This window comes from Pseudomonas sp. WS 5071 (assembly GCF_012985765.1).
GTDB lineage: Bacteria > Pseudomonadota > Gammaproteobacteria > Pseudomonadales > Pseudomonadaceae > Aquipseudomonas > Aquipseudomonas lundensis_A.
This window is the reverse complement of the sequence record NZ_JAAQWY010000017.1, coordinates 21,392-47,411: the sequence shown is the minus strand read 5'-3', so window position 1 is coordinate 47,411 and position 26,020 is coordinate 21,392. Positions and strand designations below refer to the sequence as shown.

The window sequence follows — 26,020 nt, the reverse complement described above, 5'->3', positions numbered from 1 at the left end:
AAAACCCGAAACACTTCACCGCTAGCCAGTCACACCTCACCTGTGCACCATGGCGCGCGTGTCATCCACAAATGGGAATTCCCTTTATGAAACGTTTTCTTAGCATCGCCATGGCGTTGTGCATCGGTTTGACGATGAGTCTCGACGCAAATGCCAAGCGCTTCGGCGGCGGCAAAAGTTTTGGTTCGGCGCCTAGCCACCAGACTCGCCAAGCCGCTCCTGCCTCTCCAGCCGCAGCCCCTGCCGCTGCTGGCGCAGCTGCCAAAGCCGGTGGTGCTTCACGCTGGCTTGGCCCTCTGGCCGGTATCGCTGCCGGCGGCCTGCTCGCTTCCATGTTCATGGGCGGCGGCTTCCAGGGCATGCAGATCTTCGACATCCTGATTATGGCGGTCATTGCGTTTGTGATCTTCCGCTTCATCGCCGCGCGTCGCCGCAAGCAACAGGCTGACCTGGCCCCGGCCGGCCACGCTCCGATGCAGCGTGAAGCGTTCGACGCCAAGCCAGCCACGGCGTCGATCTTTGGTGGCGGTTCTTCTGCGACGGCTCGCCCGGTCATCAACGCACCAGCCTGGTTCAATGAGCAGAGCTTTCTGGAAGCCGCGCGCAACCATTTCCAGTCCTTGCAGCAGCATTGGGACGCGAACGAAATGGACAAGATCGCTGAGTTCGTGACCCCGCAAATGCTTGAGTTCCTCAAGCGTGAGCGCGCTGATCTGGGGGATGGCTTCAATTCGACTTACATCGACAACCTGACCGTTCAACTGGACGGCCTGGACGATCGCGCCGACAAAACCATCGCAACCCTGACCTTCAGCGGCATCTCCAAAACGTCACGTTTTGATCAGGGCGAAGCCTTCAGCGAAAGCTGGAACATGGAACGCGTTCAAGGTGAAAACCAGCCTTGGCTTGTAGCCGGTATCCGTCAGAACGGCTGATCGATTTCGGTTCACAGGTTGTAACCAAAGCCCCGGACTTGTCCGGGGCTTTGCATTTCACGATTGCACTTATAACGAGCTACTGTATAAAGCGCGTCATATAAAACCGCGCCATAGAGTATGAGGATTGAGGTCGTGGAAGAGATCATTGAACAATTGCGTGAGGCAAATGAACCCGTCCCGGTTCCCCTGGAGCTGCCTGACGAAGATTTGCTGGTGGAAATCGAAGAACAGCTGTTCATCGATATTCCATTTGTTTTCCGAGAGTTTTTGCTGACGGTCAGCGACGTGGTGTATGGCAGCCTGGAGCCGGTCACTGTGACCGACCCGCAATCGCATACCTACCTGCCAGACGTTGCGGCCAATGCATGGGATGCGGGCGTTGACCGCAGCCTGATCCCTATCTGTCAGGACGGTGACGACTACTACTGCGTCGAAGAAGACGGCACAGTCGTGCTGTGGTCTGGCGAAGAAGAGCTGGTTACCGAGGAGACGTGGGAATCCGTCTGGCACTGGGCACGGGATGTCTGGCTGGAAAGCTGATATAGCCACCAGCGGCTTTGCAGGAGTGAGCCTGCGCGAGATGGTCTGAACACCAATCACCATCACGCGGCAAGCTTGCTCCTGCAGAAGAAAAAACAGGCCTGCTAGTGGCCCAGATCCTTGTGGTTGTCGAGTGTTTCCAGCAAGGCCACTTGCATGCGCGTGTGAATACGCACGAACCAGCGCCACAACACTGCCGCGACACCGGCAGCAACCACCCCAATCACAATCAGCAGCTCATTGGTCGGCAAGATGCTGGCGGACAGTGCCGACAGCAGCAAGAAGATCACCAGCAGCGACAGAATCGGGATCACTTCAGCGATCACACGACGTACGCGCTGTGTATGCCGCCCCGCCATCTCGGGTTTAACCCCCATCTCTGCCAAGAGCATCGACAGCGCCTTGAGCTTGCGGTAAGCCGCGATCAGAAACGGCAGCGACAGCAGTAACGCTGCGCCCCAGATCAAGCCGTTTTGCCAGCTCGACTTCATCACCCACCCCTGCAAATACGCCGCAATCCGAGGAGCGAAGTAACCGCCCGAGAAAAAAATGGCCATCACCAGGGCCAGATTGACGCCGACTTGCAGCAATATTTTGCGAATCATCGCCGCCAACAGTGCCCCTTCGCCCTGCGGCTGAATACTGCTCAGCCATTCGCCATAGAGCCCAAACACGCGAGACACCCGGTTGGGCATTACCTGCGCCAGCTTGAGCGAAAGCGGATCAGCGGCGCGAATCAAGTACGGGGTCATCAAGGTGGTCAGTACCGACACAGCGACCGCTACGGGGTACAGGAAGCTGCTAGTGACCTGCAAGGTCATGCCCAGTGCTGCGATGATGAAAGAAAACTCTCCGATCTGAGAGAGCCCCATCCCGACTCTCAGCGAGGTGCGTCCATCATTACCGGCGATAAAGGCACCCAATCCACAAGACAACATCTTGCCAAGAACTACCGCACAGGTAATGACGACAATCGGCAGAGCGTATTCCCACAAGATAGCGGGATCGAGCATCAAACCGATAGCGACGAAAAAAATCGCACTGAACAAATCACGCACCGGCTCGATCAGCCCTTCGATTTTCAGCAATTGCCGGGATTCGGCCATGATTGCGCCAATCAAAAAAGCGCCCAGCACCATGCTGTACTCAAGCTTGACCACCAGCAGACAGAATCCGAAGCACAGCCCCAGCACGGTAATCAGTAGCATCTCATTGCTTTCAAACCGGGCCACATAAGCCAGCACACGGGGCACCAGCAAGATACCAATGACCAAGGCCACGATCATGAACAACGAGAGTTTGCCGACGGTCGAAAACACCTCCTCCGGGCTCACACTGCCGCTGACGGCAATGCTGGAAAGCAGGGCAATAATCCCGATACCCAAAATATCCTCGACGATCAGCACACCAAAAATCAGCTGTGCGAAACGTTCGTTTTTCATCTTCAGGTCGTTTAGCGCCTTGACGATGATGGTAGTCGACGAAATAGCCAAAATGGCGCCCAGGAACAACGAGTCCATGGTGTTCCAGTCGAACCAGCGACCGATCTCGTAGCCGATCCAGATCATCAGGGTGATTTCCATGAACGCCGCGATGAACGCCGTGGCACCCACTTTGAACAGTTTGCGCAGACTGAACTCAAGCCCCAGGCAGAACATCAGGAATATCACCCCCAACTCCGCCAGGGTTTTGATGGTTTGTTCGTCGTGAATCAGGCCAAACGGCGGCGTATGTGGGCCTATGATGAAACCCGCCACGATGTAACCCAGCACCACGGGCTGTTTGAAACGGTGAAACAGAATGGTCACCACACCTGCGACCAACATGATGACTGCCAAATCCTGAATAAAACTGATGGCATGCATGGCGTGTCGCCTCCTTGTGTGTGTGCTGTCCGGCAACAGAACGACAGACACAGAGAATCACTCTGTGCGCGGCGGACGTTTGAAGTGTAGGAAATACCCGCTAAAGGGGTGTTTGCAGGTTAACACCGCGATTTACCGCAGAAAGGCGGCGCAATATATGGAAACATGTGCGCCAGAGCGTGACGGCAGCCCCTGCGGCAGCGTCCCGTTGTTGAAGCTTTCAAAAACGCGAAAAGTATCCACAGAGATACCTTTTTCACTGCTGCAACATTACCGCGAGCCTGCTGCTATGGAACCCGGAAACGCCCAACTGTCGATGACGGTCTTGATGACCCCGGACATGGCCAATTTTTCTGGCAATGTTCACGGCGGAACCCTGCTCAAGTACCTCGACGAAGTCGCCTACGCATGCGCCAGCCGATATGCAGGGCGCTATGTTGTGACCCTGTCGGTCGACCAGGTTATTTTTCGCGAGCCGGTGCATGTCGGTGAGCTGGTGACCTTCCTGGCCTCGGTCAACTACACCGGCACCACCTCGATGGAAGTGGGCATCAAGGTCGTCACTGAAAACATCCGTGAACGCTCAGTCCGTCACACCAACAGCTGTTTTTTCACCATGGTGGCTGTGGACGACGATCGTAAACCGGCTGCTGTACCGCCTTTACAGCCCGTTAACAGCGAAGACAAACGCCGCTTTATTCAGGGCAAACAGCGTCGCCAGATCCGTCAGGAACTGGAAAAACGCTATCAGGAATTGAAAGACGAAACGCTGTAAACCTTACCTGCTCCTGTAGGAGCAGGCGTGCCGGCGATTGAGGCTATTCGTCATCTTGAATGATCGAGTGGGTTAGATCGCCAGCACCCGGGTTTACAGGTGGATCGGCATCGCCTCAAACCGCACGCGCGGGTGAGCAATACGATCCTGGGCACGTACCAGCTGCAGTTCGTAGCTGGTGCAGGCCTGGGTTTCCAGCAGCACTTCATGCACGGCCGAGGCTGCAAATTCGAACGCGGCAACCAAGCTGTCTCCCAGCAATACCCGCGCCAGGAACAAACCGGACGTCAGATCGCCTACACCGACGGGCTGACGGGGAAACGCCAGTAACGGCCGGCGCAGGTGCCAATTACCTTCATTCGTTACCAGCAGCATCTCAAAACTTTCTTCAGGCTTGCCCGGGTATGACAGGTGCTTAACCAGAACTGCCTTGGGGCCGCGTGCCAACAAGCTGCGCGCCATCGCCAGGCAATCGAACAGCGACTGCGGGTGGCGACCACAGAAGCTGTCCAGCTCCAACTGGTTAGGGCACAGGAAGTCGGCCACGGCGGCCGCTTCATTCAACAGAAAATCACTGACTTCGTGCGGCACGATGCAGCCTTTCTCCGGGTGGCCCATGACCGGATCACACAAGTACAGCGCATTGGGGTTAACGGCCTTGATCCGCGCTACCCCACTGAGAATTGCTCGCCCTTGTGCAGCGCTGCCCAGGTAGCCGGATAACACGGCGTCGCAGTTGCCTAATTCACCGATGGCGGCAATGCCGTCAACCAGTGCCGGAATTTGCTCCGGAGCCAACACTTCACCAGTCCATTGGCCATACTGAGTGTGGTTTGAGAACTGCACCGTGTTCAAAGGCCATACATTTACGCCCACGCGCTGCATGGGAAAAACGGCCGCGCTGTTGCCGGCATGGCCGAAAACTACGTGGGATTGGATGGCGAGTAGGTGAGGCGTACGTTTCATGCCGGTTTCCAGACTGCGTGTGGGGTTCAAGCCACGCAGTATGCGACGAAAAGCAACCTGTACGACAGGTTGTAGACGCAGTTAAGCTGGGCCCACTCTGTTGGAGCACATGTGATGCTGACCCTTGGAAATATGTTTGTGCTGATGTTGTTGGCAACAGGCGCTGCCTGGCTGTGGCATAACCACGGCATGCGCGAGCGAGCGCTGGAGCGCGTCAAACAGCACTGCAACAAGCTCGATATCGAGTTACTCGATGAAAACGTCGCCCTGAAGAAAATTGGCTTCATCGCTGACGCTAAAGGCAACCGGCGATTGGCCCGTGTGTATAACTTTGAATTTACCGTCACCGGTGATCAGCGTCATGCTGGCACCATTACTCAATTTGGTGCCCACAGCGCCAAGATTGAACTGGCCCCCTACCCGTTCAAGGCCGACCCAGAGCCTGAACAGCGCGATGTCCCCAGCGCTCAAGTCATCGAACTGAGCCAATGGCGCCAGCAACACACCAAACCCCGCCAATAGTGCCGCGTTTCAGAAGCTAGCTGATGGTCTCCTGAAACGTGCAGTACTCACCCAGACGCCCCCGCGGCCTGTGGATAACTTTTCCAAAAAACACATTAAAACCCATGAAAGCCCCGAAATAGACACCTTCTAGTGGATATTTTGACGTTAAACCGTTGCTCCCCGCACAAATTGTAGGACAACTTTACCAGTACAAATTGGCCTAATTGCCTGCTGAACTCAGTTTGAAAGGCAACTCAGGAGACCTTCTTTGAGGGCATTCATGTCCTGCGGGGCATCGAAGATCAGCTCAACGCGTGAATCTTTACGCCATTCACTGTTTTTCCAAGGTTCGAGCCTGTTTTCCAGCGAATTCGATGAAACCCAGCCGCTCACCCCATGGACAACCAGCTTTGCGCGCTGCCAATTCAGGGTTTGAAGCCATCGGCTCAACGCTTGCAGATCAAATTGACGCGCGGGGTGCCATTTCCATCCTGCACTCCACCCTTCCGGCTGCTGGCTGAACAAAATAATGGGCGTCTCAGGGCCGGATAAAATGTCGACAAGCGAATTAAAATCCTTATAAATCAACGAGTTATCCACAGCATGAATATCACTCATAGTGGCTGCAGGCAGCGTATTTAGCGGGATGTAGCCCTGCTCCGTCCATAAAATAGGGCACTTTGGCAGGCATGATGCAATCTGCTCACGTTGCGTTATTTCGACACTATTAGATTTATTCATGACCAATAAACCGGCCATTTTCAGGGCTTCACGCTGGCTATCGGGCAAAGGTTTTCCCTGAGCGAGGGCTTCTGTATCCAGGACCATTACGCACGGCTGTAGCGCTAAAACACCCAGCCAGGGAGTAACGCTTAACTGCTCGACTATGCGTGCGGGATGGCCCAGTCCAGAAGGTTCGATGAACAGGCGGTGCGGTTTTACCTTACGCAAAAGGCGGCTCAAGCCAATTTGAAAAGGCGCGCCGTTCACACAGCACACGCAACCACCTGCAACCTCGGCGATAGCAACCTGATCATCTGCCGGACTCATCAACGCCGCATCGAGGCCGATTTGGCCGAATTCATTCACTAAAATCGCCCACCGCTCGTGTGCAGGTTTCTGCGCCATCAGGTGCTGAATCAGGCTGGTTTTACCTGCACCGAGCGGCCCGGCGATTACATGAGTAGGAATGTTGTGCAACATCATCGCCCGCTTCTGTAGGAATCGAAGGCTGCAATATGCCTCAGGCGAGCCAGTCGAGGGTCAAAATCAGCCGCCGCTCCCCGGATTTCAACGCCGGTGAACGATGGATCAAACCGGCGCCCTGATTGCCCGGCCACTTCTCGCCTTTAAGCAGCGCAACGTCTCCCGCTTTTATCTGCTGAATCGACGTTCTGTCGGGGGCCTCAACCTGATCATTGCCTAAATGCTGACGAGCCATCACGCCTTCTTCAAGCCATTCGCTGCCTGGCCCTGAATACGTCGTCACCAGCCGTGCGGGCACATGATCTACATGAAAGCGTGGACACATGGCGTTATCCAAGGCTCTGAGACGCAATCCAACGCGCTTGACGCCTAGCAGGCACGCATAGGCACTGACTAACCAGCCAACATCAGCAATGAAGCCTGTATAGCCTTCCAGGTCGCTGAATCGCTGCGCAAGCCCTTGCAGATTGGGCGACGTATTTTCATCGGGTAATTCAAGGCTCAGGGCGTGCGCCAAGGGGTCACCGGACGATAACAACAGCGCACAGAAATCTGCGATATGAACCGGCAGTACGCGCTGCCAAACGGCCATGTTCACGCTCTCCTCATGGATACGCGTCAACACATCCGGGGCTGTTCCCTGTGCATGCCGAATAAGGCGTGGGGCAGTATTCATTACGCGGCCACCTCGCTGTACCAGTCGCCAAAGGGATCGCTCAGCCGTTGCCACGTATCAGGACCCATCGCGATTTCAGCATCGGTCAGCAAGCAGGCATCAAGTTCGGCGGTGAGTGCGTTGAAGTCGATGTGCTGGCCGATAAACACCAACTCCTGACGACAATCTGCTGTCTCAGGTCGCCACTTCTTAAGGATTTCGGCTCGGGTTTCTGCGTCTTCTGGCCATTGATCTTTGGGTACAAAGCGCCACCAGCGGCCCGCGTATCCATAGCGCATCAGACCGCCTGCCTGAGACCAGCTACCGGCCTCCTGGTACTTGCTCGCTAGCCAGAAAAAACCCTTGGAGCGAAGCAATTTACCGTTGGTCCACGGGCGGTCGATAAAGTTAAAAAAACGCTCAGGGTGAAAAGGCCTGAACGCACGATAGGCCGTTGAGGCGATACCGTATTCCTGGGTTTCAGGCACATGTTCCCCGCGCATTTCTTTTAACCAACCCGGTGCCTGGGCGGCACGGTCAAAGTCGAAGCGACGGGTGTCGAGAATTTTTTTCAGCGCAATTTCTCCCATAACCATTGGGAGAATTTCTGCTTCTGCGTTGAGTCGCTGAAGAATGGCCTTTAGTTCTTCGCGTTCGGCCCGGCTGATGAGATCAATCTTGCTGATCAAAATGACGTTCGCAAATTCGACCTGTTCGATCAGCAAGTCCGTGATGGATCGCTCGTCTTCTTCTCCCAGGGTTTCGCCACGAGACGCCAACTGCTCGGCGGCCTGATAGTCGCGCAGAAAGTTAAGCCCATCCACGACCGTCACCAAGGTATCCAGCCGTGCAATATCAGCCAGGCTTTGACCCGCGTCATCCCGAAAGGTGAACGTTTCTGCGACGGGCAAGGGCTCTGAGATGCCAGTAGACTCGATCAATAAATAATCAAAACGGCCTTCCTGAGCCAGTTTGCTGACTTCCTCCAACAGGTCTTCCCGCAAGGTGCAGCAGATACATCCATTGCTCATTTCAACCAATTTTTCTTCAGCACGGTTCAGCGTCACATCGCGCTGAACCTCGGCCCCATCAATATTGATTTCACTCATGTCATTGACGATGACTGCCACGCGCAGATCGTCGCGATTGCGCAAGATATGATTCAACAGGGTGCTTTTTCCTGCACCGAGAAAACCTGACAACACTGTTACGGGAAGACGGTTGGGCATGGGAGTTCCTCATCAGGGTGAGCAGGTCAAACGCCCGCGTGGAGAGCGCGCGGCAAAATCGCTCAAGTCGTTACACTATAACAATACATACCGTGAATTGTTACTATGTATCACAACGACCTTTCCTACACGGGTAGCCTTATGACCTCACACTCCTTGCCTGACGTTGCTTCACAAAATGCATCTCAAAACATTCCGCTGGACTGGGTTGGGATGTGTGGGATTGCGTTGCCCATTCTCATTGACGGGCAACGATTAACTGCAATAGCTGATGCTGGGGTCAGCCTTGAGGATGGCGAAGTGCGCGGCATCCACATGTCACGCTTATTTTTAGCGCTCAAAGTTTTGGATTCGCAGCCCCTGAACCCGTTACTTTTGAAGAAAATTTTGCAGCGCTTTTTAGACACGCATGACGACTTATCGATTTGTGCTTACCTGAATATCCACACTCAGATGCTGTTTAATCGCCCAGCATTGGTCAGCCCGCTCAGTGGGTGGAAAAGCTATCCCGTAACCATCAAGGCATCTTTGAAAAACGGAATGTTCCACGTGGAACTAAACGTCGACGTCAAATACTCATCAACGTGCCCTTGCTCGGCTGCATTGGTGCGACAACTCATTCAGCATAAATTTATTGATGACTTTGCTAACAAAACACTTCTGCACGCAGAGATTTTAGATTGGCTGGGAAGCACGCAAGGGATCGTGGCCACCCCACATAGCCAGAGAAGTACAGCCTACCTGCAATTGAACCTCAGCGAGGAAGTGGTCGATTTCCCTATCGAACATGTCATTGATAAGGCAGAGGAGGCGCTCGGCACTGCAGTTCAAACTGCGGTTAAACGCGAGGATGAACAAGCCTTCGCGTTAGCCAATGGACAGAATTTAATGTTTTGCGAGGATGCGGTGCGTCGGTTGCATGTCGCACTGAAGTCCACATCAACGGTGAAAGGTTTCAATCTGAAGGTGGTGCATGCAGAGAGTTTGCACAGCCATGATGCTGTAGCGCAGAGCCGTTGGAATTGGCTTTGCCAAACAGTGTAGTGCGGGGCGCGCGCTGACGGTCCAGCGCGCGGCCTATACGTTTAAGCGCGAGGCTTTACTGCTCCGCAATCAGTACCCAGCCATACTGCCTCGGAATCCATACTGCCCGTTTGCTTAAGCCCCGTCGCATTGAAGGTGCCCGTGACATGGGTCGTGAACTCACGGTCACTCGCAAATGTCGCCGTCCCGGCCCCCTGAGCTTTTGGACAACTAAAGCGAAACTTCCACTGATTTCCACTACGCTCAGTGATCTGCTGCTTACATCCAGACTGAGGATCAGTCAGCGGGATGGAATCGGATTTCACTTGTTGAGGGGTCAGGCATACGCGAACACCTTTCCCGCCGATGTTGATACCTTGCTTCTCCAGTTGAGCCAATTGCACAGGAGTTAGCATGGTTTTGATTTGTCCCACCATCATTTGAAAATCGGGAAGTTGATTGCCGTCCACCTGCATATTGCTCGACGTCAATTCCCAAAGACCGGGTTGCAGCATTTGGGCTTGAGCCACCACAGGGATCGATAAACCAAAGGCCATGAAAAGCCCAAGCAAACGAACATTCATCAAGCAGCTCCTTTTGATAAGTCAGTCTTAGCGGTTACAAAGCAGCGGGTGTTGCATCAGCAAACAATTAGGGACGTTCATCCCAGAACGTGGTCTTTTATGTACTTGGCGTTAAACATTGAGGAGCAAGGATACGCATGGATTATCTCGGCCCGCACGTTTTTGGTTATCTGATTTTATTGATCCACACCCTGGGTTTGATTGCCGCCGTGCATGCGGTATTAACGGTGAGAACTGCGCAAGGTGCAATTGCCTGGGCCATGTCGTTGTTCTTCATCCCCTACTTCACCCTCATTCCTTATTTGATTTTTGGACGCAGTACGTTCGACGATTACATCAAAGCGCGTCGACAGGCCAACCAGGAAATGCGTGAAGCCATTGCCAATCTGGACTGGAGGCCTTGGGTAGAAGAAGCGCTGGCAGCACGCAATTCAAAAGCCTATGCCTCGCTTCGGGCAATGCCAAAGTTAGGCCGCATGCCTTGCCTGGCCAACAATCAGGTTCGATTACTCATCAATGGAGCCGCCACGTTCGATGCCATTTTTGCAGCCATTGAAGCGGCCAAAGAGGTGGTGCTGGTACAGTTTTTTATCGTCCATGACGATGAGCTGGGTAAGAAACTGCACGCCTTGTTGCTGAAAAAAGCCGCGCAAGGCGTGCAGGTGTATTTATTATACGACAGTATCGGCAGCCACTCCTTGCCCGGCAGTTATGGTGAAACCCTGCGCGCAGGTGGTGTTCAGGCAAAAGCGTTTGCCACACGAGGTGGCTGGATCAGTCGCTTCCAGGTTAACTTTCGCAACCACCGAAAAGTGGTTGTGGTCGATGGCGTCATCGGTTTTGTGGGCGGTCACAACGTCGGGGATGAATACCTGGGTGCGAAGCCTCCCTTGTCGCCGTGGCGCGATACTCACGTCGAAGTGACTGGCCCGGTAGTGGCCTGCTTGCAAGAGTCATTTGCCGAAGACTGGTTCTGGGCTGCACGTAAATTGCCGCCGCTGATCTTGCCACAGACCTACCCTGACGGAGGCGTGCTGTGTCAGTTCTTGGCCAGTGGTCCTGCCGACGCCTACGAAACCTGCTCCCTGTTTTTCGTCGAAGCTATTCATGCTGCTAATGAACGCGTATGGATTACGACGCCCTACTTCGTGCCGGATGAAGCTGTTTTTTCGGCACTTCGACTCGCCGTATTGCGTGGGGTCGATGTACGGATTCTGATTCCCTCGCGCCCGGACCACAAAATTGTGTACGCCGCTTCAAGTCTCTATGCCTTCGAAGCTGTTCGAGCAGGGGTGAAAATATTCCGTTATCAGCCAGGGTTCGTTCATCAAAAGGTCGTGTTGGTCGACAACGAAATCAGTGCCATCGGCAGCGCCAATATGGATAACCGCTCGTTCCGCCTTAACTTTGAAGTAATGTTACTGACGGTCGATGAAACCTTTGCTAGAGAAGTCGAACACATGCTGCATGACGACTTTGCATTGGCTCGGGAAATCACTGAAGACGACATCAAAAGTACTCACCATTTACAGCAACTGGGCATGCGCATTGCCAGACTGGTTTCGCCCGTTCTATAAAAAAAGCCGTGTCACTCAGTGACACGGCTTTCAATAGATCTCAGGGCATAGACGCTCAGCGATAGATATCTGCACGCGTCGCAGGCAATTCGATCGATCCATCGGCATAGGGTTTAGTCGCCAGAATCTGATGGATGTTGATCCAGCCACGTGCAAATGCATAGGCACAACCTGCCAGGTAGAGTCGCCAAATACGCAAAATCTGTTCAGGTACTTCCTTGGCCGCTGCATCGAGGTTCTGCTCCAGGCGCTGACTCCAATGCTCAAGCGTGCGCGCGTAATGCAGGCGCAAGCTCTCGACATCGACCACTTCCAGCCCGGCCTCACTGATCTGCGCGGTGATCATGGATAAGTGCGGCAACTCACCATTGGGGAACACATAACGCTCAATAAACTCGCCTGCCCCGCGTCCGACCTGACGACCATCGGTGTGCTTGGCGGTGATACCGTGGTTCATTACCAGGCCACCCTCACGCACGGCATTGAACAGAATATGGCAGTACTCGCGCAGATTGGCATGCCCGACGTGTTCAAACATGCCCACGCTGACAATCTTGTCGAAACGGCCGTCCTGAGGCAGATCACGATAATCCAACAGTTGCAGGTCGACCTTATCTTGCAAACCTTCAGCCTTAACGCGCTCTTTAGCCAGGGCAAGTTGCTCCTTGCTCAAGGTGATACCGAACACTTTGACCCCGAATTCGCGTGCCGCGAAGCGCGCAAGCCCGCCCCAACCACACCCGACGTCCAACAGGTACTCACCTGGCTTGAGTCGCAATTTACGGCACAAGTGACGAAACTTGGCCTGCTGCGCCTCCTCGAGACTTTCTTCGCCCGTCTCAAAATAGCCACAGGAATACACCATTTCTCGATCCAGCCAGAGCTGGTAAAACGCGTTGGAAACATCGTAGTGATAGGAGATCGATTCGGCATCTGTGGCCTTGTCGTGGTAATGACGTGCGGGCGTGGTGTCATCATCCTCAACCAATAGCGCCTGGCTGAGCTCGTCGCACACGCGAATGACTTCACTGATGGAGCCCTCAGCCAACTCCAGGCGCCCTTCTACAAAAGCGCTGCCTAATAAGTCGAGCGTAGGATGTGTGATTTCTGAAACGATGGTCGGGTCCTTGACCACAATCGTTACGCTGGGAGCCGGGCCCAAATCAAATTCGAGACCATCCCATAGCTTCAGGCGAAGTGGAATTTTAAGATTCTGTAAAGCTGGTGGCAGTTGCGCGAGCATCAGGAGTCCTCCCTCATTTCAGACGTCAAAAAATAAGGGTAGTCGATTAACTGAAACTGTCAGGCTCACGGGCCAAAAGGTTTGATCTAGAGCGGATGAAACCTTTTTTAAGTTTCACCGCCCCAGACGTTGAATCATTCAAACACTAACCCTCAAACCGGATTAGTCACGCCTTGAGTAATTAGGGGTGAGCAATCAACTGTTTGGCCAATGCTTCGAAAGCGGGAATGGTCACAGGGTCATTGGCCGAATTACTGGCAATGGGGTTGGAGGCAAAACGCACAATCACCATCTCGGCTTTAGGGTCGATGTAAATACGCTGCCCATAAACGCCCCGCGCCATGTAGGCGCCATCGGCGTTATGTGTCACCCACCACATGTTGCGGTAGCTGCCACCTTTGAGTTGGTCGTAGCCAGCCTTGGCAAAAGCCGCTTTATCCCCACCCGCTCGAATATCATCCACCACAGCTTTAGGGATGATTTGTTGCCCCAAATATTTACCGTCGTTGCGCATTAACTCACCGAACCTCGCCATATCACGCAGTCCGGCATTGAAGCCGCCACCCGCAAACGGCGTACCGATAGAGTCCACCGTAAAGTAGGCGTCCTGCTCGGCCCCCAGACGTTGCCAGATTTTTTCCGACAATAACTGGGCCACATTGCGCCCCGTTACCCGCGCGATGACCCAACCCAATACATCTGAGTTGACGGTCTTGTACCCGAAGGCTTTGCCATGTTCACCCAGCGGTTGAACCGTTTGCAGGTATTCCATGTAGGTTTGCGGTCCGGTGTAGCCCGCAGGTTTGGGCAAGGGGTTACCGGCCATAGCGTGCTGCCAGACTTCAGCCTTCGGGTCGGCGTAGTCTTCACTGAATTTGAGCGCGGTGGTCATGTCGAGTACTTGACGCAGCGTTGCACTGGCAAACGCAGAGTTGGCCAGTTCAGGCACGTAATCGACAATTTTTTTATTGGCATCCAGCGTGCCATCTGCAATCAACATTGCACCCATTGTCCCGACCACCGATTTGGTCACTGACATGGCGGCGTGCTCACCTTCAGGATTCAACACACCAAAATACCGTTCGTACACCACCTTCCCGCGATGCAACACCACAATTCCGTCGGTGTAATTGGCTGCCAAGGATTGCTCCCATGTCATGGGTTCTTTGCTGCCTGTCGGGATGAACGTCAGTTGATCAATGTCTGTACGCAACGCACGCGCTAACGGTACTGGAGCGCCTAAACCACGGGATACGTTGGTGGTCGGCATCAATTGGCGGAAGTTGGACACACTCCAGCGCATGGCCGGAAATTTGAAATAACTGCCATCGGCAAAACGAATGATGCGGTCAGGTGGCGGTGGAGCCCCAACCATCCAGCCCATTTTTGCGGGATCGCTAGCAGCTGCATCCGGGTAAGTGGTATCAGCGGCGCAGGCGACAGAGGCGGCCAACGTTGAAAGTAAAAATGCACTGATTCGAGCGGGTCTGGATAAACGCTTGAGCATGAAGAGACCTCTGTAGAGGAACAAGACATTGGCCAAGTGCTGAATCGAATGTTCCCTGCCCGATTCATGGCCGCACACCACCTTGCGGGAAAAGAAGTGAGTTTGCATAGCCTGAATAGAGGTTAATCAACCCCAGATGCGTTTTTATACCTGCGTCGACAGGCTGTCACTCACTCTCCACCGTGATTATTTATCTGCCTTGCAGCACTAACCCCGCCAAGGCCCGGCGATGAGTGCGTATAAAGAATAAAAGCTGTCGTGAAGGTGCCTGTGTTCCCGAGCCTGCCAGGTCGGATCAAAGGGTCAGAAAAAATCAGCGATGATCGTTCTCGCTGATGGTCAGCTTCATCCAGGCAGGAGCGTTTGACTGGTTAAATCCAGACCTCAGTAAAACGATGGTTTGCTCGTACGCCCAACTATCCGAACGCTCCGAGCTGTTCGGCATTACTCGCGTTATGTCTTAACATAGCCGGTTGCCGAAAGAACCATCATGGTCATAGCCATGACAGGCTTTCATCCTTTAGAAATAAATGTGGTGAAGATGAACAAGCCTTTCATTTCGCTGTGCCCGGAAGTGACTCGGGCGCACGCGCTAACGCTGATGGATTGGTTGGAAGATGAACGCGTCACCTGCTATCTGAGCGATTCGCGTCATGTCTCCCGCTCCATCGAGCACGCTATTGATCGGACTCAATTGCCGATCCTGACCCATCTATTCAACCAGGGCGGCCGTTTCTTTATGGCCTATGACCGGCATGACGCCCCGGTGGGCTTTGTCCGTCTCATCAAGACTGGTTCAAATTGCGAGATAGTCCTGGCCATCGGAGACAGCGAAAAATGGGGCCAGAACCTCGGTGCTCGCACGATCCGTGAAGGGATGAAACTGGCTTTTCTCGATATGCGGGCCAAGAAGCTCATCGCCAAGATTCACCCAGACAACACGCGCTCGCTGAAAGCCTTTCTGCGCAGCGGCTTTGTGCTTGAAAGCGAAACGCCAACATTGAAGTCGTTTTCCATGACGGTGGGGCGCTATCTCCAGAGCTTGCGCGAAGGCGCCGTTGGCGACACCACCAAGATCTACATTACTGAAATCGACAAGGCCAGGCTCGAGAGTCTAATCGCGCTCGAGTCTGGCCCGGCCGTTGTTGAACTCGAACATGAGCTTGAGCGAGCCATTGTTGTCAAACCGCAGCAGGTGGCAAGCAATGTCGTCACGATGAACTCCAGAGCATTGCTGCAGTTGGACGACGAAGAGATCGAAGTGGCTTTGGTTTACCCTGAAGATGCGGACAGCACCGCAGGCAAGCATTCCGTGTACTCCGACATCGGCGCCGCTATCTTGGGGTATCAGGAAGGGGATGCCATCGACTGGCGAATTTCTGATCGGACTCGCCGGATTGAGATCAGAAAAGTGCTTTACCAGCCGGAAGCTGCAGGCGATTTCCACCTGTAAGTGCGCTTTAAACTCAGTGTTCGTCCATCAGGCGCGAGTATCCCCAAAGATGGGATCTCGCTTTTTTTGCCTGCGCGCCCCGTTGAATGGTTGCCGGTTGGCGCGCCGCCAAACGTCAAACGCAGGAGGCGGTCGGACAGACCGGCTCCTGCGGCAGTTTTAATGCTCTAAATTCAACGTTGTTTCTCGTCGGGGCATTTATTCCACAGTGACGGATTTCGCCAGATTGCGTGGCTGGTCTACGTCTGTCCCTTTAAGTACAGCAACGTAGTACGACAACAACTGCAGCGGTATGGTGTAGAGGATGGGCGCCAGTACATCATGGATGTGCGGCATGTTAATCACATGCGTGCCTTCCCCATTGCTCATGGCTGACTGCTCGTCTGCAAATACAATCAGTTCGCCACCGCGCGCACGTACTTCCTGCAAGTTGGATTTTAATTTTTCCAACAGTTCGTTATTCGGCGCGACCGTGACCACCGGCATGTCGTTATCCACAAGCGCGAGCGGACCATGTTTCAACTCTCCTGCCGGATACGCTTCAGCATGGATATACGAAATCTCCTTCAGCTTGAGCGCACCTTCCATCGCCACAGGGAACTGAGCACCACGACCCAGGAACAGGGTGTGATGTTTGTCAGCAAACAACTCCGCAACTTTTTCGACGGTCGCATCCATTGCCAGCGCCTCCCCCAGACGTGCAGGCAGGCGACGCAGTTCTTCTACCAATTGGGCTTCAACACCCTCCTCCAACGTACCGCGTACTTGCCCCAGCGACAGCGTCAGCAGCAGCAGCCCGACTAATTGGGTGGTAAAGGCTTTGGTGGAAGCCACACCAATTTCGCGACCTGCCTGGGTCAGAAGTGTCAGGTCAGACTCACGCACCAGCGAGCTGATGCCCACGTTACAAATGGCCAGACTGCCCAGGAAACCCAGCTCTTTAGCATTACGTAGGGCTGCCAAGGTGTCAGCGGTCTCGCCAGATTGCGAGATGGAAACGAACAATGTGTCTGGCTGGACCACCACTTTGCGGTAGCGGAATTCGCTGGCCACTTCGACCTGACAAGGAGTTCCCGCCAGCGACTCCAGCCAATAACGCGCGACCATGCCCGCGTGATAGCTGGTGCCACAAGCAACGATCTGAACATTACGGACCTTGGCAAACAGCTCGGCTGCTTGTGGACCAAAGGCCTGAACCAAGACGTGATCCTGACCCAAGCGGTTTTCCAACGTGCGTTGGACGACCGAAGGCTGCTCATGAATTTCCTTGAGCATGTAGTGACGAAACTCGCCTTTGTCTGCTGCTTCAGCGCCATCGGTGTATTGAACGGTTTCACGCTGGACGTTTTGGCCGTTCACATCCCAGATCTGCACGCTGTCCCGACGGATCTCAGCAATATCGCCTTCTTCCAGGTACATGAACCGGTCAGTGACTTGGCGCAGGGCCAACTGATCAGAGGCCAGGAAGTTTTCCCCCAGACCCAGGCCAATCACCAATGGGCTGCCGCTGCGTGCAGCGACCAAGCGGTCCGGCTGTTTGGCACTGATAACGGCCAAACCATAAGCCCCGTGCAACTCTTTGACGGTGGCTTTGAGCGCAGCAGTCAGGTCGTTATTATCTTTGAGCTTATGGTTAAGCAGGTGCGCAATGACTTCGGTGTCAGTGTCCGAGGTAAATACGTAGCCAAGCCCCTTGAGTTGTTCGCGCAGGGCTTCATGGTTCTCGATGATGCCGTTGTGCACAACTGCAAGATCGGAACCCGAAAAGTGCGGATGCGCATTACGCTCGCAGGGAGCACCGTGTGTGGCCCAGCGGGTGTGGGCGATACCCAGACGCCCGATCAACGGTTCGCCGGCCAGTGCCTGTTCAAGCTCTGCCACTTTACCGTTGCGACGCATACGCTCCAGCGTGCCATTATTCGTAAATACGGCGACACCGGCACTGTCATACCCGCGGTATTCAAGACGCTTCAAGCCTTCGAGCAGAATGGCCGTGATATTCCGTTCAGCGACTGCGCCAACAATTCCACACATAACGTTCTCCTAACTAAGTGCCGCGCATAACAAGGTTATGCCTCGGGCCTGAATCTGTTCGCGCGCTTCTTGCGGCAGGCGATCATCAGTAATAAGGGTATGGACGCTGCTCCAGGGCAGTTCCAGATTGGGTATTTTGCGACCGATCTTGTCGGCCTCCACCATCACGATCACTTCGCGCGCGACGTCGGCCATGACCCGGCTCAACCCCAGCAACTCGTTGAACGTGGTGGTGCCGCGCTGCAAATCGATGCCGTCAGCGCCAATGAATAATTGATCAAAGTCGTAGGATCGCAGCACCTGTTCGGCCACTTGGCCCTGAAAAGACTCAGAGTGCGGGTCCCAGGTTCCGCCAGTCATGAGCAACACGGGCTCATGTTCCAGTTCGCTCAAGGCATTAGCGACATGAAGTGAATTGGTCATGACCACCAGGCCCGGTTGCAAACCGAGTTGAGGAATCATTGCAGCCGTCGTGCTGCCACTGTCGATGATGATGCGCGCATGCTCTTTGAGCAGACTGACTGCCGCCCGGGCAATCGCCTGCTTATAGAGCGACACCGACTGGGACGGGTCCATCACTAACTCTTGCGGTAAGGTGATCGCACCACCGTAACGACGCAAAAGCAGGCCATTACTTTCGAGTGCGGCTAAATCCTTGCGAATCGTAACCTCGGAAGTTTCGAAGCGTTTAGCCAGCTCATCCACACTGACTTCGCCTTGCGCATTGAGCAGGGCAAGAATGTTATGTCTACGTTGTGGAGTATTGCGCTTTGACATAAACGCCTTAAGTTTCGTTTCGAAAGATAACGAAAGCAATGAGACCCGATCTCGAATTCGACGTCAACGGAATTCTGGATTTTTTGCCTGTGAATAACTCGCCTAATCCCCATAATCAGAGGCCATGCAGAATCAGGTCGATTGGATGAAAAAAGCCCTTATCCACAGCTCATGGATAAGGGCTTTTTTAAACTACTGATTATTAAGGGATTTGTAACAATAAAAATTACCCACACTGCACGAATTTGCCCTGTGGGTAACGCAGCATTACGCCTTTGGTAGCTTTACCGGGCGCTGCCATCCTTCGATGTTGCGCTGACGCGCCCGACCAACGGCAAGTTGCTCGGCAGGTACGTTTTGATTGATGGTCGAACCGGCAGCCGTTGTCGCGCCATCTGAGATATCCACAGGCGCGACCAGGGAGTTGTTGGAACCAATAAACACATCAGCCCCCATTACGGTTTTCCACTTATTCGCGCCATCGTAATTGCACGTAATGGTACCGGCACCAATGTTAGTGCGCGCGCCAACCTCGGCGTCGCCAAGATAGGTCAGATGACCACATTTGGCGTCTTCACCCAAATGGGTGTTTTTCAATTCGACAAAGTTACCCACATGGGCCCGCGCATCGAGAACGCTACCGGGACGCAAGCGTGCGAAGGGCCCGGCATCACTGCCCTCGCCCATGACGGCACCATCGAGATGGCTGTTGGCTTTGACCACTACGCCTTTACGCAAAACGCTGTCTTTGATCACGCAATTGGGGCCAATCACCACGTCATCTTCAATGACCACACGACCTTCGAGAATAACGTTGATGTCGATGAGCACATCACGTCCGACAGTCACGTCACCACGCACATCAAAACGCTCCGGATCGCGCAGGGTGACACCCAACGCCATTAAGCGACGCGCTTCACGTAGCTGATAATGACGCTCCAATTCCGAAAGCTGCTTGCGGTCATTGGCGCCCTGCACTTCCATCGCGTCGTGCGGTTGTTCCGTCGCGACGACCAAACCATCGTTAACGGCCATGGCAATTACGTCGGTCAGGTAATACTCACCTTGAGCGTTGTTGTTAGACAACCGGCTCATCCAGTCACCCAGACGGTTGGCCGGAACCGCGAGAATGCCGGTATTGCCTTCGGATATAGTGCGCTCAGCCTCAGTTGCATCCTTGTGCTCAACAATCGCGCACACCTTGCCTGCTGCGTCACGCACGATGCGACCGTATCCGGTCGGGTCGTCCAGGTTTACGGTGAGCAAGCCCAACTGTTGCGGCGTAACTTGCTTAAGCAAACGTTGCAACGTGTCGACTTCAATCAACGGCACGTCGCCGTACAAGATCAGTACATTCTCAGCGGTCAAAAATGGCAGCGCTTGAGCCACTGCGTGGCCCGTGCCCAATTGCTTGTCTTGAAGAACAAAATTCAAATCGTCAGCAGCCAAGCGCTCGCGCACCTGATCTGCACCGTGACCAATGACGACATGGATACCGGTTGGCTTTAGTTGGCGGGCGCTGTGGATAACATGGCCCAGCATGGAGTTGCCGGCCACCGGGTGCAGAACCTTGGGCAAGGCCGAACGCATACGGGTGCCCTGACCTGCTGCGAGAATTACGATATCGAGAGACATGACTGGCTACCAATCCTGGGTGGTCAGCGGATGCGACCAAAAAGTATTTCGCGGAAAAAGAAAAAGGGTAGCCGAGGCTACCCTTTTTAATCAATCACACAATAAGCAGGAGACTTAGCCGCCGAACTTCTTGCGGATCTGCTGGACGGTGCGCAGCTGAGCTGCGGCCTCGGCCAGTCGTGCAGCCGCAGCTCCGTAATCGAAGTCTGCGCCTTTTTCGTTCAGGGCCTTCTCGGCAGCCTTGACGGCTTCCTGAGCGGAGGCTTCATCCAGGTCGGCAGCACGTTGCACGGTGTCGGCAAGCACCTTGACCATGTTCGGCTGAACCTCGAGGTAACCACCGGAGATGTAATACACCTCGGCTTCCCCACCCTGTTTGATCAGGCGGATCGGACCTGGCTTGAGTTCAGTGATCAGCGGAGCGTGACCCAGAGCGATACCAAGATCACCCAGGCTGCCGTGCGCAATCACCATCTCAACCAGACCGGAAAAGATTTCTCCTTCCGCGCTGACGATATCGCAATGGACTGTCATATTAGCCATCTGATTGCCTCAACCTGATTAGCGCCCGTTTCCGGGCGCCCGAATTACAGTTTCTTGGCTTTCTCGATCGCTTCTTCGATGCCGCCGACCATGTAGAACGCTTGTTCTGGCAGGTGGTCGTAGTCACCGTTGAGGATGCCTTTGAAGCCAGCAATGGTGTCTTTCAGGGAAACGTATTTACCCGAAGCGCCAGTGAAGACTTCAGCCACGAAGAACGGCTGAGACAAGAAACGCTGGATCTTACGAGCACGGGATACCAACTGCTTGTCGGTTTCCGACAGCTCGTCCATACCCAGGATCGCAATGATGTCCTTCAGTTCTTTGTAACGCTGCAATACGTACTGAACGCCACGCGCGGTGTCGTAGTGTTCCTGGCCGATTACGTTCGGATCCAGCTGGCGCGAAGTCGAATCAAGTGGATCAACCGCTGGGTAGATACCCAGGGAGGCGATGTCACGGGACAGTACAACGGTCGCGTCCAAGTGGGCAAACGTGGTTGCAGGCGACGGGTCAGTCAAGTCATCCGCAGGTACGTATACCGCCTGGATGGAGGTGATCGAACCGCTTTTGGTCGAAGTGATACGCTCTTGCAGAGTACCCATCTCTTCGGCCAGGGTCGGCTGGTAACCTACTGCGGAAGGCATACGGCCCAGCAGTGCGGATACTTCAGTACCGGCCAAGGTGTAACGGTAGATGTTGTCAACGAACAACAGTACGTCGTTACCTTCGTCACGGAACTTCTCGGCCATGGTCAGGCCGGTCAGTGCTACGCGCAGACGGTTACCCGGCGGCTCGTTCATCTGACCGTAAACCAGTGCCACTTTGTCCAGTACGCTGGAATCCTTCATCTCGTGGTAGAAGTCGTTACCCTCACGAGTACGCTCACCCACACCAGCGAACACAGAGTAACCGCTGTGTTCCATGGCGATGTTACGGATCAGTTCCATCATGTTTACGGTTTTGCCTACACCGGCACCACCGAACAGACCAACCTTACCGCCTTTTGCGAACGGGCAAACCAGGTCGATAACCTTGATGCCTGTTTCCAGCAGATCGTTGCCGCCAGCTTGTTCAGCGAAGGACGGTGCAGGACGGTGAATGCCCCAACGCTCTTCGGTGTCAATCGGGCCAGCTTCGTCGATCGGGTTGCCCAGTACGTCCATGATCCGGCCCAGTGTCGCTTTACCGACCGGTACGGAGATGGCTGCGCCAGTGTCGATAACGTCCAGACCGCGCTTCAAGCCTTCGGTAGAACCCATCGCAATGGTACGAACAACGCCGTCGCCCAGCTGCTGCTGAACTTCCAGAGTTGTTTCCGCGCCTTGTACTTTCAGCGCGTTGTAGATGCTCGGTACGTTTTCGCGTGGAAATTCCACGTCGATCACGGCGCCGATGATTTGAACGATACGTCCGCTACTCATAGCTGGATCCTCTGAATATTTGAACCGTTAAACCGCGGCAGCGCCGCCGACGATTTCCGAGATCTCTTGGGTGATCGCAGCCTGACGCGCCTTGTTGTAGATCAGCTGCAAATCGCTGATCAAATCACCGGCGTTGTCAGTGGCGTTCTTCATTGCGATCATCCGCGCAGCTTGTTCAGCTGCACTGTTCTCGACCACCGCCTGGTATACCTGCGATTCCACGTAACGCACCATCAAGCCGTCAAGCAGCTCTTTGGCGTCTGGTTCGTAGAGGTAGTCCCAGTGGTGCTTGAGTTCTTGATCCGGGGTCGCCACCAGTGGAATCAATTGCTCCACAGTCGGCTGTTGCGTCATGGTGTTGATGAACTTGTTGGACACCACGGACAGGCGATCAATACGGCCTTCCAGGTAAGCATCCAGCATCACCTTAACGCTGCCGATCAAATCATTGATCGACGGTTCTTCACCCAGATGGCTGATGGCAGCGACGACGTTACCGCCGAAGTTACGGAAAAAAGCCGCACCTTTGCTGCCGACCACGCACAGATCAATCTCGGCGCCGTTTTCGCGGTTTACCGCCATGTCCTTGACCAAAGCCTTGAACAGGTTGGTATTCAAACCACCGCACAAACCACGGTCACTGCTCACTACAACATAACCAACGCGCTTAACAGGGCGGTCGATCATGAAAGGGTGGCGGTATTCCGGGTTGGCGTTGGCCAAATGCCCAATAACCTGGCGGATGCGCTCCGCATAAGGACGGCTAGCAGCCATGCGCATTTGTGCCTTGCGCATTTTGCTGACCGCCACTTTTTCCATGGCGCTGGTAATTTTTTGCGTGCTTTTGATGCTCGCAATCTTACTGCGAATCTCTTTTGCGCCTGCCATGTAACACCTATCAGGTTAGCAAGCGGGAGCCTTGCGGCTCCCGCTGCGGCTTACCAGGTTTGGGTGGCCTTGAACTTCTCGATACCGGCTTTCATGCCAGCGTCGATCTCGTCATTGAAGTCACCCTTCACGTTGATCTTCGCCATCAAGTCGGCGTGATCGCGGTTGAAGTAAGCAATCAGCGCTTGTTCAAAGCTGCCGACCTTGGTGATTTCGACGTCAGTCAGGAACCCACGCTCAGCGGCATACAGCGACAGCGCCATGTCAGCGATCGACATTGGTGCATATTGCTTCTGCTTCATCAGCTCGGTAACGCGCTGACCATGCTCAAGTTGCTTACGGGTCGCTTCGTCCAGGTCAGATGCAAACTGAGCGAATGCCGCCAGTTCACGGTACTGAGCCAGAGCGGTACGGATACCACCGGACAGCTTCTTGATGATCTTGGTCTGAGCGGCACCACCCACACGGGATACCGAAACACCGGCGTTCACTGCAGGGCGGATGCCCGAGTTGAACATGGCCGATTCCAGGAAGATCTGACCGTCAGTGATGGAAATCACGTTGGTCGGAACGAACGCGGAAACGTCGCCAGCCTGAGTTTCGATGATCGGCAGTGCGGTCAGGGAACCGGTTTTGCCGGTCACTGCGCCATTGGTGAACTTCTCAACGTACTCTTCAGAAACGCGGGATGCGCGCTCCAGCAGACGGGAGTGGAGATAGAACACGTCGCCTGGGTAAGCTTCACGGCCTGGTGGACGGCGCAGCAGCAGGGAAATCTGGCGGTAAGCCACTGCTTGCTTGGACAGATCGTCATAAACGATCAGCGCGTCTTCACCGCGGTCGCGGAAGTATTCGCCCATGGTGCAACCGGAGTACGGTGCCAGGAACTGCAGCGCTGCGGATTCGGAAGCACTGGCTGCAACGACGATGGTGTTAGCCAACGCGCCGTTTTCTTCCAGCTTGCGAACCACGTTAGCGATGGTCGATTGTTTCTGACCGATCGCTACGTATACACAGAAAATGCCGCTGTCTTTCTGGTTGATGATCGCGTCGATCGCCAGAGCGGTTTTACCGATCTGACGGTCACCGATGATCAGCTCACGCTGGCCACGGCCGACAGGGATCATGGCATCGACAGCCTTGTAGCCAGTCTGTACAGGCTGGTCTACCGACTTACGCCAGATCACGCCTGGAGCAACTTTCTCGACCGCATCGGTCTCGGTGTTGTTCAGCGGACCTTTGCCATCAACTGGGTTACCCAGTGCGTCGACTACGCGACCCAGCAGTTCCTTACCAACCGGAACTTCCAGAATGCGGCCAGTGCACTTGGCGCTCATGCCTTCAGCCAGAGTCGTGTATGCGCCCAATACTACGGCACCTACAGAGTCTTGCTCGAGGTTAAGAGCCATGCCGAAGACGCTGCCCGGAAACTCGATCATTTCGCCGTACATTACGTCGGCCAGACCGTGAATCCGCACAATGCCGTCAGATACGCTGACGACAGTGCCTTCGTTGCGGGCTTGAGAGGTCACATCGAGTTTTTCGATGCGGCCCTTGATAATTTCACTTATTTCGGAAGGATTGAGTTGCTGCATTGCTCTGCTGCCCCTTCAAACTCAAGATTTCAATGCTTCGGCAAGGTTTGCGAGTTTCCCGCGAACCGAGCCATCGATAACCAGGTCGCCGGCGCGGATGATGACACCACCTATCAGGCTGGCATCCTCCGCAACTTGCAGGCGCACTTCCCGGTCGAGTCGTGCACTGAGAACCTTGGCGAGTTTGTCTTGCTGTTCTTGGTTCAATGCAAAAGCACTGGTCACTTCAACGTCTACCGACTTCTCTTGTTCAGCCTTGTACAGGTCAAACAGAGCGGCAATCTCCGGCAACAGCGGGAGACGGTCGTTTTCGGCAACGACATGGATGAAGTTCTGTGCTTCTACAGTGAACTTGTCGCCGCACACATCAATAAATGTGGCGGCCTTTTCTGCGCTCGTCAGTCGCGGGGCCTTGAGCACGCGCTGCATAGTGTCGTCTTGCGACACTGCTGCAGCCAGGCCGAGCATGGCTGACCAAGAGGCCAGTTGCTGGTGGGCCTGGGCGTGCTCGAAGGCTGCCTTAGCGTAAGGTCGGGCCAACGTGGTCAATTCTGCCATGATCGCCCTCGCTTAAATTTCAGCAGCCAGTTTATTAACCAGCTCCGCGTGCGCGTTTTGATCGATTGTGGCACCCAAGATCTTCTCAGCACCTTCGACAGCCAGGCCACCCAATTGGGTACGCAGGGCGTCTTTAACGCTGTTCAGTTCCTGTTCGATCTCGGCCTGAGCCTGAGCCTTCACACGGTCAGCTTCAACGCGAGCCTGTTCACGGGCTTCGTCTACGATCTGAGTACCGCGTTTCTTGGCTTGCTCAATGATTTCAGCTGCTTGAGCCTTAGCTTCGCGCAGTTGCTGACCCGCTTTATCTTGGGCCAACTCCAGGTCGCGAGCTGCTCGGTTAGCAGCGTCCAGTCCAGCCGCAATCTTCTTCTGACGTTCTTGCAATGCCGCGATGACCGGAGGCCACACGAACTTCATGCAAAACAGTACAAAAATGAAGAACGCAACGGACTGGCCAATCAGGGTTGCATTAATGTTCACGCCAACACCTCGCTCGTTCGT

The 26,020-nt window shown here is 54.5% G+C and carries 24 protein-coding genes; 7 read left to right on the top strand and 17 right to left on the bottom strand.

Going from position 1 to position 26,020, the window contains the following annotated elements; all coding sequences use genetic code 11:
• The first annotated feature begins 86 nt into the window (after window positions 1–86).
• Window positions 87–935 carry a Tim44 domain-containing protein gene (locus HBN61_RS12335; RefSeq protein WP_094994092.1) on the top strand — a complete coding sequence of 283 codons (849 nt, stop codon included), beginning with the start codon at window positions 87–89 and terminating at the stop codon, window positions 933–935.
• A gap of 135 nt (window positions 936–1,070) precedes the next feature.
• Window positions 1,071–1,478, top strand: coding sequence for an SMI1/KNR4 family protein (locus tag HBN61_RS12330; RefSeq protein WP_034129154.1), 408 nt, complete (start codon window positions 1,071–1,073; stop codon window positions 1,476–1,478).
• A 104-nt stretch (window positions 1,479–1,582) separates the two neighbouring features.
• On the opposite strand, the gene HBN61_RS12325 is transcribed toward HBN61_RS12330, so the two are convergent.
• Entirely contained in the window at window positions 1,583–3,343 is a 1,761-nt protein-coding gene (locus HBN61_RS12325; RefSeq protein ID WP_169962488.1) for a cation:proton antiporter, read from the bottom strand.
• 289 nt (window positions 3,344–3,632) lie between these two features.
• Here HBN61_RS12325 and HBN61_RS12320 point away from each other — a divergent pair, with 289 nt between their 5' ends.
• On the top strand, window positions 3,633–4,118 hold the full coding sequence (locus HBN61_RS12320; RefSeq protein ID WP_047279223.1) for an acyl-CoA thioesterase: 486 nt from the start codon (window positions 3,633–3,635) through the stop codon (window positions 4,116–4,118).
• Window positions 4,119–4,211: 93 nt separating this feature from the next.
• Here the strand turns inward: HBN61_RS12320 and pdxY are convergent, their stop codons facing one another.
• On the bottom strand, window positions 4,212–5,084 hold the full coding sequence (gene pdxY / locus HBN61_RS12315) for a pyridoxal kinase PdxY (RefSeq protein WP_170046877.1): 873 nt from the start codon (window positions 5,082–5,084) through the stop codon (window positions 4,212–4,214).
• Between the two features lie 114 nt (window positions 5,085–5,198).
• On the opposite strand from pdxY, the gene HBN61_RS12310 reads away from it, so the two are divergent.
• On the top strand, window positions 5,199–5,606 hold the full coding sequence (locus HBN61_RS12310; RefSeq protein WP_170046876.1) for a DUF3301 domain-containing protein: 408 nt from the start codon (window positions 5,199–5,201) through the stop codon (window positions 5,604–5,606).
• A 219-nt stretch (window positions 5,607–5,825) separates the two neighbouring features.
• Here HBN61_RS12310 and HBN61_RS12305 read toward each other — a convergent pair whose 3' ends face one another.
• The 3 genes from HBN61_RS12305 to zigA are packed head-to-tail and all read right to left on the bottom strand — an operon-like array spanning window position 5,826 to window position 8,678.
• Window positions 5,826–6,791, bottom strand: coding sequence for a CobW family GTP-binding protein (locus HBN61_RS12305; protein ID WP_170046892.1), 966 nt, complete (start codon window positions 6,789–6,791; stop codon window positions 5,826–5,828).
• A 40-nt stretch (window positions 6,792–6,831) separates the two neighbouring features.
• On the bottom strand, window positions 6,832–7,470 hold the full coding sequence (locus HBN61_RS12300; RefSeq protein ID WP_170046875.1) for a DUF1826 domain-containing protein: 639 nt from the start codon (window positions 7,468–7,470) through the stop codon (window positions 6,832–6,834).
• A complete protein-coding gene (gene zigA / locus HBN61_RS12295) occupies window positions 7,470–8,678 on the bottom strand; it encodes a zinc metallochaperone GTPase ZigA (protein ID WP_170046874.1) in 1,209 nt (402 codons plus the stop codon). Before zigA ends, HBN61_RS12300 begins: the two co-directional genes overlap by 1 nt.
• 141 nt (window positions 8,679–8,819) lie before the next feature.
• On the opposite strand from zigA, the gene folE2 reads away from it, so the two are divergent.
• Window positions 8,820–9,722, top strand: a complete 903-nt coding sequence (gene folE2 / locus HBN61_RS12290) for a GTP cyclohydrolase FolE2 (RefSeq protein WP_170046873.1) — start codon at window positions 8,820–8,822, stop codon at window positions 9,720–9,722.
• A 41-nt stretch (window positions 9,723–9,763) separates the two neighbouring features.
• Here the strand turns inward: folE2 and HBN61_RS12285 are convergent, their stop codons facing one another.
• Window positions 9,764–10,285, bottom strand: a complete 522-nt coding sequence (locus HBN61_RS12285) for a DUF3617 domain-containing protein (protein ID WP_170046872.1) — start codon at window positions 10,283–10,285, stop codon at window positions 9,764–9,766.
• Between the two features lie 137 nt (window positions 10,286–10,422).
• Here HBN61_RS12285 and cls point away from each other — a divergent pair, with 137 nt between their 5' ends.
• Window positions 10,423–11,862, top strand: a complete 1,440-nt coding sequence (cls, locus tag HBN61_RS12280; protein WP_094994085.1) for a cardiolipin synthase — start codon at window positions 10,423–10,425, stop codon at window positions 11,860–11,862.
• Between the two features lie 55 nt (window positions 11,863–11,917).
• Here the strand turns inward: cls and cfaB are convergent, their stop codons facing one another.
• The gene (gene cfaB / locus HBN61_RS12275) at window positions 11,918–13,105 is read right to left on the bottom strand and encodes a C17 cyclopropane fatty acid synthase CfaB (protein WP_094994084.1); all 1,188 of its coding nucleotides are present in this window, start codon (window positions 13,103–13,105) and stop codon (window positions 11,918–11,920) included.
• 181 nt (window positions 13,106–13,286) lie between these two features.
• Window positions 13,287–14,612 carry a serine hydrolase domain-containing protein gene (locus HBN61_RS12270; RefSeq protein ID WP_094994083.1) on the bottom strand — a complete coding sequence of 442 codons (1,326 nt, stop codon included), beginning with the start codon at window positions 14,610–14,612 and terminating at the stop codon, window positions 13,287–13,289.
• A gap of 490 nt (window positions 14,613–15,102) precedes the next feature.
• Between HBN61_RS12270 and HBN61_RS12265 the strand changes: the two genes are divergently transcribed.
• Window positions 15,103–16,065, top strand: coding sequence for a bifunctional GNAT family N-acetyltransferase/nucleoside diphosphate kinase regulator (locus HBN61_RS12265; protein WP_169962480.1), 963 nt, complete (start codon window positions 15,103–15,105; stop codon window positions 16,063–16,065).
• 198 nt (window positions 16,066–16,263) lie between these two features.
• Here the strand turns inward: HBN61_RS12265 and glmS are convergent, their stop codons facing one another.
• From glmS to HBN61_RS12220, 9 genes are all read right to left on the bottom strand, one after another.
• Window positions 16,264–18,099: a glutamine--fructose-6-phosphate transaminase (isomerizing) gene (glmS, locus tag HBN61_RS12260; RefSeq protein WP_170046871.1), complete on the bottom strand. Its 1,836-nt coding sequence runs from the start codon at window positions 18,097–18,099 to the stop codon at window positions 16,264–16,266.
• A 9-nt stretch (window positions 18,100–18,108) separates the two neighbouring features.
• Window positions 18,109–18,876 carry a DeoR/GlpR family DNA-binding transcription regulator gene (locus HBN61_RS12255; protein WP_094995118.1) on the bottom strand — a complete coding sequence of 256 codons (768 nt, stop codon included), beginning with the start codon at window positions 18,874–18,876 and terminating at the stop codon, window positions 18,109–18,111.
• 267 nt (window positions 18,877–19,143) lie between these two features.
• Window positions 19,144–20,511 carry a bifunctional UDP-N-acetylglucosamine diphosphorylase/glucosamine-1-phosphate N-acetyltransferase GlmU gene (gene glmU, locus HBN61_RS12250; RefSeq protein WP_170046870.1) on the bottom strand — a complete coding sequence of 456 codons (1,368 nt, stop codon included), beginning with the start codon at window positions 20,509–20,511 and terminating at the stop codon, window positions 19,144–19,146.
• 114 nt (window positions 20,512–20,625) lie between these two features.
• Window positions 20,626–21,045: a F0F1 ATP synthase subunit epsilon gene (locus tag HBN61_RS12245; protein WP_432760263.1), complete on the bottom strand. Its 420-nt coding sequence runs from the start codon at window positions 21,043–21,045 to the stop codon at window positions 20,626–20,628.
• Window positions 21,046–21,098: 53 nt separating this feature from the next.
• On the bottom strand, window positions 21,099–22,475 hold the full coding sequence (gene atpD / locus HBN61_RS12240; protein ID WP_047279012.1) for a F0F1 ATP synthase subunit beta: 1,377 nt from the start codon (window positions 22,473–22,475) through the stop codon (window positions 21,099–21,101).
• Between the two features lie 27 nt (window positions 22,476–22,502).
• Window positions 22,503–23,363, bottom strand: coding sequence for a F0F1 ATP synthase subunit gamma (gene atpG, locus HBN61_RS12235; RefSeq protein WP_019409117.1), 861 nt, complete (start codon window positions 23,361–23,363; stop codon window positions 22,503–22,505).
• A 50-nt stretch (window positions 23,364–23,413) separates the two neighbouring features.
• Complete coding sequence (gene atpA, locus HBN61_RS12230) at window positions 23,414–24,958, bottom strand: F0F1 ATP synthase subunit alpha (RefSeq protein WP_094995121.1); 1,545 nt, start codon at window positions 24,956–24,958, stop codon at window positions 23,414–23,416.
• Window positions 24,959–24,979: 21 nt separating this feature from the next.
• Window positions 24,980–25,516, bottom strand: coding sequence for a F0F1 ATP synthase subunit delta (locus tag HBN61_RS12225; protein ID WP_047279008.1), 537 nt, complete (start codon window positions 25,514–25,516; stop codon window positions 24,980–24,982).
• 12 nt (window positions 25,517–25,528) lie between these two features.
• Window positions 25,529–25,999: a F0F1 ATP synthase subunit B gene (locus HBN61_RS12220; protein ID WP_047279006.1), complete on the bottom strand. Its 471-nt coding sequence runs from the start codon at window positions 25,997–25,999 to the stop codon at window positions 25,529–25,531.
• Window positions 26,000–26,020 lie beyond the last annotated feature (21 nt).